The organism is Pelagibius sp., assembly GCF_028281305.1.
Classification (GTDB): domain Bacteria; phylum Pseudomonadota; class Alphaproteobacteria; order Kiloniellales; family Kiloniellaceae; genus Pelagibius.
In genome coordinates, this window is the sequence record NZ_JANQKD010000099.1 from 1 (window position 1) to 8029 (window position 8029).

Sequence of the window (8029 nt, forward strand, 5' to 3'; positions counted from 1 at the left end):
TGCCGACCCAAGACTGACCTCCTCAAAGGTCAGTCTTGAATCATGCCCAGATGAAAAAGGGAATCCCCAAAATCATAAATTGTCACCACAGCCTAGAGCGGATCACTGCGTGATCGGCATGATCATGCAGGTTGTGGTTCCGTGAGCGAAGAGCTTGCCGTCCTCGGATGTCAGGTTCGCTTCCGCGGTGGCCGACCGCCGCCCGCGATGCAGCACCTTGCCCGTTGCCAGAACGCTGCCGACCTCCTCGGTCAGGGCGCGCACCAGTTGTACTTTGAATTCCATGGTGGTGTAGATCTCGCCCGGCTCCAGCGTGCTGTGCACCGCGCAGGCCATGGCCGAGTCCAGCAAGGTGGCGGAATAGCCGCCGTGGACGGTTCCCAGCGGATTGTAGAAGCGGCCGGCGAGACGGCCCTGAAAGACCACCCGTCCGGGCGCGACCTCGTGCAGGTGGAAGTCCAGGGTCTCAGCCATCGGCGGCGGCGGATAGTCGCCCTGCATCATGCCTTGGAGCAAGGCAAGGCCGCTGAGTTTTCGAACCGTGTCGAGCGGAACCAACGCCGGCTGCGTTTGCGTCCAATCGTTCATGGCGTCTGATCGTTCATGGGGTCAGTACTGCTTTGGTGATCATTGTTGCTCCGCCGCCTCCGCCTTGCGGTCCTCTTCGAAGAGCTCTTCCAGTTCTTCGGCCGCTTCCTTCGCCAGGTAGATCATCTTTTCTTCGTCGTTGTGTTCGGCATGCTGTATCAGCAGACGCCGTTCATCGTGGTCCTGGAAGGTCGTCACCGTCCGCTCGGCCTCGCGCTGGGAAAGACCCAGGCCGCGCAGCACCGCTTGTGAGAGATCCAGGCTGGCGTGCAGCGTCTCGCGGCGGATGATCTTCACCCCCAGGTCCATCAGTTGGTGGGCGTGCTTGCGATTGCGCGCCCGGGCGTAGATCGTCAGGTTCGGGAAGTTTTCGACCACCGTCTCCGCGGTGCGCAGTGAGGCTTCGACATCGTCTATGGCCAGCACAAAGATCTCTGCCTTGTCGGCCTGGGCGGCGCGCAGAAGGTCCAGCCGCGAGGCGTCGCCGTAATAGATCTTGCTGCCGAAGCGTTTGACGAAGTCGACCTGATCGGCGCTGGCATCCAATGCGGTGAAACCGATCTTGCGGGCGCGCAGGATGCGCGCGACGATCTGCCCGAAGCGTCCGAAGCCGGCGATGATGACCTGGTTTTCTTCGAGCGGTTTCGGTTCCGCCGGACCTTCGCCGCCGCCATTGCTGCGCCGGGCGAAGAGGCGGTTGTTGGCGGCTGCAAGCAGCGGCGTTGCCGCCATGGAGAGCGTGACGACGACGATCAGCAGGTCGGAGAGTCCGCCGTCCATCAGCTGTGCGGCCACGGCGATCCCGAAGAGCACGAAGGCGAACTCGCCGCCCTGGGAGATGGCCGCGGCCAGGTTGCGCGCCGAAGACCAGGTGAGGCCCGTCAGACGGCCGAGCAGCATCAGGACGACGGCCTTGGTCGTCATCAGGAAGATCACCCAGCCGACGATCTCGAAGGGCCGCTCGGCAATCAGCGCGATATTCAAGGACATGCCCACGGCGATGAAGAAGAGGCCGAGCAGCAGGCCCTTGAAGGGCTCGATGTCGGCTTCCAGCGCGTGACGGTATTCGGAATCGGCCAGCAGCACGCCGGCCAGGAAGGCGCCCAGCGCCATCGACAGGCCGACCGCTTCGACCGCCAGGGCCGTACCGGTCACCGTCAGCAGGGCCATGGCAGTGAAAATCTCCCGCACCTTGGTGACGGCGACGATCCTCAAGGCATAGCGCAGCAGGTAGCGCCCGCCCACGACAATGGCGACCAGGACCGCAATGACGATGACGGCGTCGATCCATCCGCCGGCGCTCTCGGCCCCGGCATCGCCGGGTGCGAGCAGCGGAATGAGAGCAAGCAGCGGGATCACCGCCAGATCCTGAAACAGCAGGATCGAGAAGGCCGAGCGGCCATGGCGGGTGGTCAGCTCGTTTTTCTCCGCCAGGCTCTGCAGTGCGAAGGCGGTGGAGGAGAGGGCGAGGCTGAGACCGATGATGACCGCGGTCTCGAAGCGCTGGCCGTAGAGCAGGGCGGCAATGCCCAGCGGGACCGCGGTCACGAGAACCTGCGCCATGCCGAGGCCGAAGACCGACTTGCGCATGGCCCAAAGGCGGCTCGGCTGCAGTTCCAGCCCGATCACGAAGAGCAGGAGGACGACACCGAATTCCGCGAAATGGAGAACTGCATCGACCTCCGAAATCAGGGCGAAGCCGCCGGGGCCGATCGCCAGTCCCGCGGCGAGGTAGCCGAGGATCGCGCCGAAGCCAAGGCGCTTTGACAGCGGCACGGCAACGACCGCTGCTCCCAGAAAGACCGCTGCTTGAGAAAGAATTGCCAAGGATTGCTCCGCTTATCTGCCAGCTTCTCTGGCGACCAAGTTCTCCCGGCGCCGGCTACGCGAGAACGGCGAGAAAGGATCGATATTGCTTGTTCTTGTTCCAGCCTTCGGCCCAGGCCAGTGCGCGAAAGAGCTCCTGATCGAAGGTCGAGGTCTTCTCGATCTGCACCGCGTTCGTCATCGTGCGATGGCCGACCCTCGCTGCGCCGTGACGCGGCTGGAACATCCAGTGCAGGGTCAGGGTCTCAAGCGGCACCGGCTTGGAGTCGCCAAAGAAGAAACGTCTGGCAGAGACCTTGAACTGGTACTCGAAGATATGGCTGGCAGCCTGTTTCCATTCGCCCCTCAGCCGCAGTTCGATCTTGGGCAGGAAAGGGTCGGCCAGAGGCGCGGCGCGTGGCCTGGGCCAGGTCTTGAGCAGCTCCTCGACCGCCTCTGGCGACAGGCTTTCCTCGGAACTCTCGACGCGCTGGTTCGGACTGCCCGATTGCAGCGAGTTCTTTCTCAAAGCCACCATCTCCCGCAAGACAAGTCAGCCCGCCGAAAGGCAGGCTGCGCCCATAGTCGGGGCGCAGCGAGGCGGGATCAAGGGGTGTCTGCGGCAGGATCTGGACTTCGCGTCTGGCCGTTCCAGCGGTGCTTGGGGGGGGTGGGCGCCGACCGCCCTTGTTTCGCGGCGGTCAAGCCGCTATATCTATTGATTAGATAGAAAGCTAAACCATTATGAACGAGGACGACTCTTGGACAAGGTTTTTCAGGCTTTGTCGTCGACGGTCCGGCGCAAGATCCTGGCCTATCTTTCCGCCTCGGAGCTGACGGCGGGGGAGATTGCCGGACGTTTCGAGATCTCCAAGCCCTCGGTTTCCAAGCATCTCTCGATCCTGGAGAACGCCGGACTCATCGTCGGCGAGAAGCGCGGCCAGTTCATCCACTACCGGCTGGTGGAGGAGAACCTGGTGAATACCTTGAACGGCTTTGTGCAGGAGGTCTGCCCGGTGTCGCGGCCGCTGAAGCGGGAAAGCCGGCGCAAGGCCGCAGCGCGGTAGCGCTTCCGCGCTGCAGCCCCGACCCGCGGCATCCGATAGCTGCGGGCTTCCCCTTCAATACGCCTGCTTCGCGCCCCTGCGGATGACTGTGCGCAGATCTTCCGGGAGTCCCCAGGAGTAACGGGTCAGGATCTCCCGGTAGAGCTGGGCCCACATGGGGCTCTCCGGGTCTTTCAGCCGGTCCTCCCACCGGCGCAGGGCGTTGCCGATTTCCGCGACGTTGCGATAGGTCGGCAGAGCCCGCCTGGCCTCGTCGAAGGCGGCGATCGCAGCGGCAATGTCGTGGGCGACGAGGGCTTCAAACCCTCTGCGCTCTGCGGCGGCGGCCAGGGTGGTGGCGTTTACCGCGGCCGCAGGCGGCGCTGTCCGCTCGGGCACCGGTGAGGGGCGGCGTGTCTGCTGCACGCTCTGGACCTCCGCGATTTCCCGGGAAAGATTGCGTTCCAGGGTCTCGAGCTTGGCCTCGATGTCGCGGGCGATCTCCGGGTTGCCGGCACTGTCTCCGCTGGACTGCTGGGCTTCCAGCAGAACCCGGACATCGGCGATCTCCGCCAGGGCCTGGGACTCGATCTGTTCGACCTTGGCGCCGATTCTGACCCCGAAGACGTCGATCTCACGCTCGAAGACAAGGGTCCGGACGTCGTTCTGGTAGACCAGGACCACCACGAGGGCGACCAGAGGCCACATGAAGGCCCGGATGTAATCCAGCACCAGACGGCCAAGGACATAGCCCTCAGCCGATTTGCGTGTTGCTTCGCCAGCCATGCTCTCCCACTTCCCACAGTCATAACGGCGCGTCCGTATCCTCGCGCCGCAGTTCAGGCGGCGCTGTGGTTAAACGCACAGGATTCAGGACTCTGAGTGGCCGACCTTCGGCGCATAGGTGATCTCGCCAGTTTCGCTGAGCTTCCGGACCAACCATCGGCTCTCTGAGCGGCCGGGGCATTGCTTTCTCGCCAGAGGGCCTCGAGTTGTGATAGAGGGAAGGCGTGGCGGAGCAGAGTATCCAATCCCTCCGCGTCACTCGACCAACGGGCCAGCCGCAGCCAATCCGCCTATGCCGTCCCGACCAGGAACCCGTGACTGTAGCCGCGAGATCAGGCGATGACCCTGTCTTGGTTGCGACCCAAGGCCCTTGTTCTGTTCCTCTTTGTGTTTGCCGGTTACTACAAAGCGGCGGACGTACTTCAGGCTATGCCTGTCGACATCACGCTGCTGTTTGCCGGGCTGACCGGTCTGCTGCTGGCCTGGACGTTCCTTCAGGACCCGAAAGTGCCGCCCGGGACCATTCTCATGATCTGCGTCTTCGCCGTTCTTTTGCTTGGCATGCGCTGGCCGATCGAGTTCGGGAGTTACGCGGCGCAGAAAAGCCTTCGGCTGTTTAGCTTGACCGCACTTGCGGCGTTTGCCCCTCTGCTTCTCCTCCGGGGTGATCGTGACAGGCTGTTCTTCGTGGTAGCCGTCGCCGCCTTGGGCGTGATCATGGCGGCCTTCGCGGTTGCCGGCATGGGCAGCAGCGGTACCGGTCCTCGCGCATCAGCCTTCAATGTCAATCCGATTCTGGTTGGGCGGGCGAGCGGTTTTGCGGCATTGCTTTTTTTGGTTCTCTACTGGTTTGGGAGACTGACTTCTTGGCAGATGATGCTGCTGGTCGCGCTGGCTCTCACCGGTCTCCTTTTGTCCGGCTCCAGAGGACCTTTACTGGCGCTCGCATGCGCAGCTGTGTTGTCGGCCTCTGCTCTCAAACTCCGTTCCGTCGAAGGACGTCGGGCCTGGCTCACCATTGGTCTGCTCGCAGTCGTTGGTACAATCGTTTTGGCTTGGCTGGCGGCGGAAGGTCACCGGCTTGGGCAGCGTATGATGCGAATTGCGATGGGCGAACTGGGCGACACGGAACTAACGCGGCTCGCCCTGTGGGAAGGGGCTTGGCAACAGATACCAGAGCATCCTTTCGGTATTGGCTGGGGCAGGTTCACCGAAGTGGTTCAGGTCTATCATGATGCCCTTCATGCCAACGCCAAGTTGGCTCTCTATCCCCACAACATTGTCCTGGAGATCGCCCTGGAGGCTGGTTGGGTTGCAGGCGCCATTTTCGCTTGTCTTGTAGCCTGGCTCTGGGTATCCCTCTACAAGAGATTGTATCGCCGCCTCAATCTCCATGAGGGAGTCATTTTTGCCGGTTTTGTTTACTGGTTTTCCTGCTCCCTTGTGAGCGGAGACGTCAACGATAACCGCCCGTTTTGGGCCTTTCTTGCCGTTTCAGTTTCTATCGTTATGGGAAGTCGATCTCAGAGTTCGGCGGCGCAGAGTGAAAGGCACGCCGAGCCAAATGAGCGCTTCCCATAGGAGCGGCCGTAGATCAGTCATTCATGTGTCGTCCGCGCATCGGGTCTCCGACGGTCGCATTACCAGGAAAGAAGCGGCCAGCCTGTTGCGCGTCGGCTACAAGGTCACCATCCTGGCGCTAAAGCGTGCGGAGGGGGCGGAACTCCCGGCCGACTTGGAGTACATCGAGTACGACCTTCCATCGTCTCGGGCCCGCCGCTTTCTCGTTCGCCTTCCATGGCTGATTTGGTTTTGCGTTCGTAAACGCTACGATGTCTATCATGTACATGACCCCGAACTCATTTTGCTCGGATTGGTCCTTAGGCTTCTAGGGCGGCGGGTCGTGTATGACGCGCACGAAGCCTACGCGATGGTCATCCTGGATCGGGACTGGATTCCCCGTCTCGTGAGACCTTTGTTTTCAAGGATATGGCGGAGCTGCGAGGCTTTTTTAGCCAACAATGCCTCGTTGACCGTCATTGCTCACGACACTTTGGAGGAGCAGTTCGAAAAGGCACGGATAGTCGTCGTTCGCAACTTCCCGATCCCATCCGACTTTCATCTCAGCAACTCGACTGCCATGGCGGACCGCCCGCCCGTGGTCACCTATCACGGCGATCTCACGCGCCAGCGCGGTCTGTTTTCCATGGTGGAGGCCATGGCAAGGCTTGAGGGCGTTGCCGACGCCGAACTTCACCTGGCAGGGAGTTTAAGCGAGGCCGATGAGGCTGAACTGCGCCGTCATGACGGTGCCGGAAGGTCAAAGTATCTCGGCTGGCTGAGTGGTGCAGCACTTGCGCATGAGCTGGATCAGGCAAGAGCCGGCCTGGTGTTACTCCACCCGACAAACAACTACCTGAAGATCCGCCCGAACAAGCTTTACGAGTACATGGCGGCGGGCTTGCCGGTGATTGCCTCCGATTTTCCCCACTGGCGAGAGGTTGTCGAGCCATGCCGCTGCGGAATTCTCGTCGATCCTTTGGATGCGGAGGAGATCGCAAAGGCAATTCGCTACCTGCTGGACAATCCACAAGAAGCCGCTGAGATGGGACGCCGCGGCCGCATGGCGGTCGTCGAACTCTTCAATTGGCAGCAGGAAGAAGACGAGCTCATCCGCGCCTACAGCAGTATGTGGAGCAGGGCCTGATGAGCAGGGGGGCCGCCTGGTTCGGTCGCGCCGACAGACGGCGAGACAGGAGGATGGTGGGCGATGCTGGGATTGAACCAGCGACCTCTCGCGTGTGAAGCGAGCGCTCTCCCGCTGAGCTAATCGCCCGACTGAGGATTTTTGGCCCCCTTGGCCGGGGCCACCCGCCCTCGGCGGCGGCTGCGTGGTGTAGGACAGGCGCCGCAGGCTGTCAAGACGGCGGAAATCTCCCGCTTTGCCGCCCCGATAAGTCAATTCGGCCCAGTCTCATTGCAGGGAAGAAACGACTGAGAAATCCATGATCGGCGGTCAAGTCGAGGTGCCAGTAATCGGGCCACTGTACTCCCGGCTCGTAAGCCCTCAGTTCTGCCGCTCTGCCGCAGTTTTCCTTCGGTTTTTGGCGGTTTCCCAGGCCTTTCGGCACCCCAGTGAAGGCGATAGTCGTTGTGCGATTTCTGCTCAATTCGTCCTAAGTCCGGAATACTGGCTACTGTGCCCCGTCTATCCCGTAGCGGCTCCAGTAAGATTTTATTAATGCAATGGGGATATGAACCTCATGCCATTAGCCGAAATCCACTTGGGTTTACAAAGTTTGACGAGGAAATAGCGATGGCTATCACTAGCAAACAGGCTTCCCGGAAGTCTGGTACTAGGGCGGTGCGTAAGACCGCCGCCAAGAAGACCACTGCGCGCCGTAAGACCACGGCTCGCAAGACGGCTGCCCGGAAGTCGACGGCCCGGCGGACTACGGCCCGCAAGACCGCGGCCCGGCGTACGACCGCGCGGAAGACGACCGCTCGCAAGACCACGGCTCGCAAGAGCCCGGCTCGCAAGACGGCCGCCAAGAAGCGCGTTGTGAAGAAGACGACGGCCCGCAAGACGACCGCTCGCAAGACCGCGGCGCGTAAGAGCCCGGCTCGCAAGACGGCCGCCAAGAAGCGCGTCGTTCGGAAGAGCACTGCGCGGAAGACGACCGCTCGCAAGACCACGGCTCGCAAGAGCCCGGTCCGCAAGACGGCCGCCAAGAAGCGCGTCGTTCGGAAGAGCACTGCGCGGAAGACGACCGCTCGCAAGACCGCCGCTCGTAAGCGTCCGG

General features: G+C 62.0%; 8 protein-coding genes and 1 tRNA gene. 4 read left to right on the forward strand and 5 right to left on the reverse strand.

The genetic code is table 11. The features are described from left to right. Window positions 1–102: 102 nt before the first annotated feature. Genes Q0982_RS19390 through Q0982_RS19400 form a run of 3 tightly spaced genes read right to left on the reverse strand, consistent with a single transcriptional unit; the run spans window position 103 to window position 2923 of the window. The gene (locus Q0982_RS19390) at window positions 103–588 is read right to left on the reverse strand and encodes a PaaI family thioesterase (RefSeq protein ID WP_299398430.1); all 486 of its coding nucleotides are present in this window, start codon (window positions 586–588) and stop codon (window positions 103–105) included. A gap of 39 nt (window positions 589–627) precedes the next feature. After that, entirely contained in the window at window positions 628–2415 is a 1788-nt protein-coding gene (locus Q0982_RS19395) for a monovalent cation:proton antiporter-2 (CPA2) family protein (RefSeq protein ID WP_299398432.1), read from the reverse strand. A gap of 55 nt (window positions 2416–2470) precedes the next feature. Next, entirely contained in the window at window positions 2471–2923 is a 453-nt protein-coding gene (locus Q0982_RS19400; RefSeq protein WP_299398435.1) for a hypothetical protein, read from the reverse strand. 232 nt (window positions 2924–3155) lie between these two features. On the opposite strand from Q0982_RS19400, the gene Q0982_RS19405 reads away from it, so the two are divergent. Continuing rightward, complete coding sequence (locus Q0982_RS19405) at window positions 3156–3461, forward strand: metalloregulator ArsR/SmtB family transcription factor (RefSeq protein ID WP_299398437.1); 306 nt, start codon at window positions 3156–3158, stop codon at window positions 3459–3461. A gap of 54 nt (window positions 3462–3515) precedes the next feature. Here Q0982_RS19405 and Q0982_RS19410 read toward each other — a convergent pair whose 3' ends face one another. Continuing rightward, a complete protein-coding gene (locus Q0982_RS19410; RefSeq protein ID WP_299398440.1) occupies window positions 3516–4226 on the reverse strand; it encodes a hypothetical protein in 711 nt (236 codons plus the stop codon). Between the two features lie 339 nt (window positions 4227–4565). Between Q0982_RS19410 and Q0982_RS19415 the strand changes: the two genes are divergently transcribed. Continuing rightward, the gene (locus Q0982_RS19415; RefSeq protein ID WP_299398442.1) at window positions 4566–5807 is read left to right on the forward strand and encodes an O-antigen ligase; all 1242 of its coding nucleotides are present in this window, start codon (window positions 4566–4568) and stop codon (window positions 5805–5807) included. Beyond that, entirely contained in the window at window positions 5791–6933 is a 1143-nt protein-coding gene (locus Q0982_RS19420; protein ID WP_299398445.1) for a glycosyltransferase family 4 protein, read from the forward strand. The genes Q0982_RS19415 and Q0982_RS19420 overlap by 17 nt, the downstream gene beginning before the upstream one ends. Before the next feature lie 54 nt (window positions 6934–6987). Here Q0982_RS19420 and Q0982_RS19425 read toward each other — a convergent pair. Beyond that, window positions 6988–7062: transfer RNA gene (locus tag Q0982_RS19425), tRNA-Val, on the reverse strand. 480 nt (window positions 7063–7542) lie between these two features. On the opposite strand from Q0982_RS19425, the gene Q0982_RS19430 reads away from it, so the two are divergent. Continuing rightward, window positions 7543–8029: histone H1-like repetitive region-containing protein (locus Q0982_RS19430; RefSeq protein ID WP_299398448.1), on the forward strand; the 487-nt coding region annotated here is incomplete at its 3' end.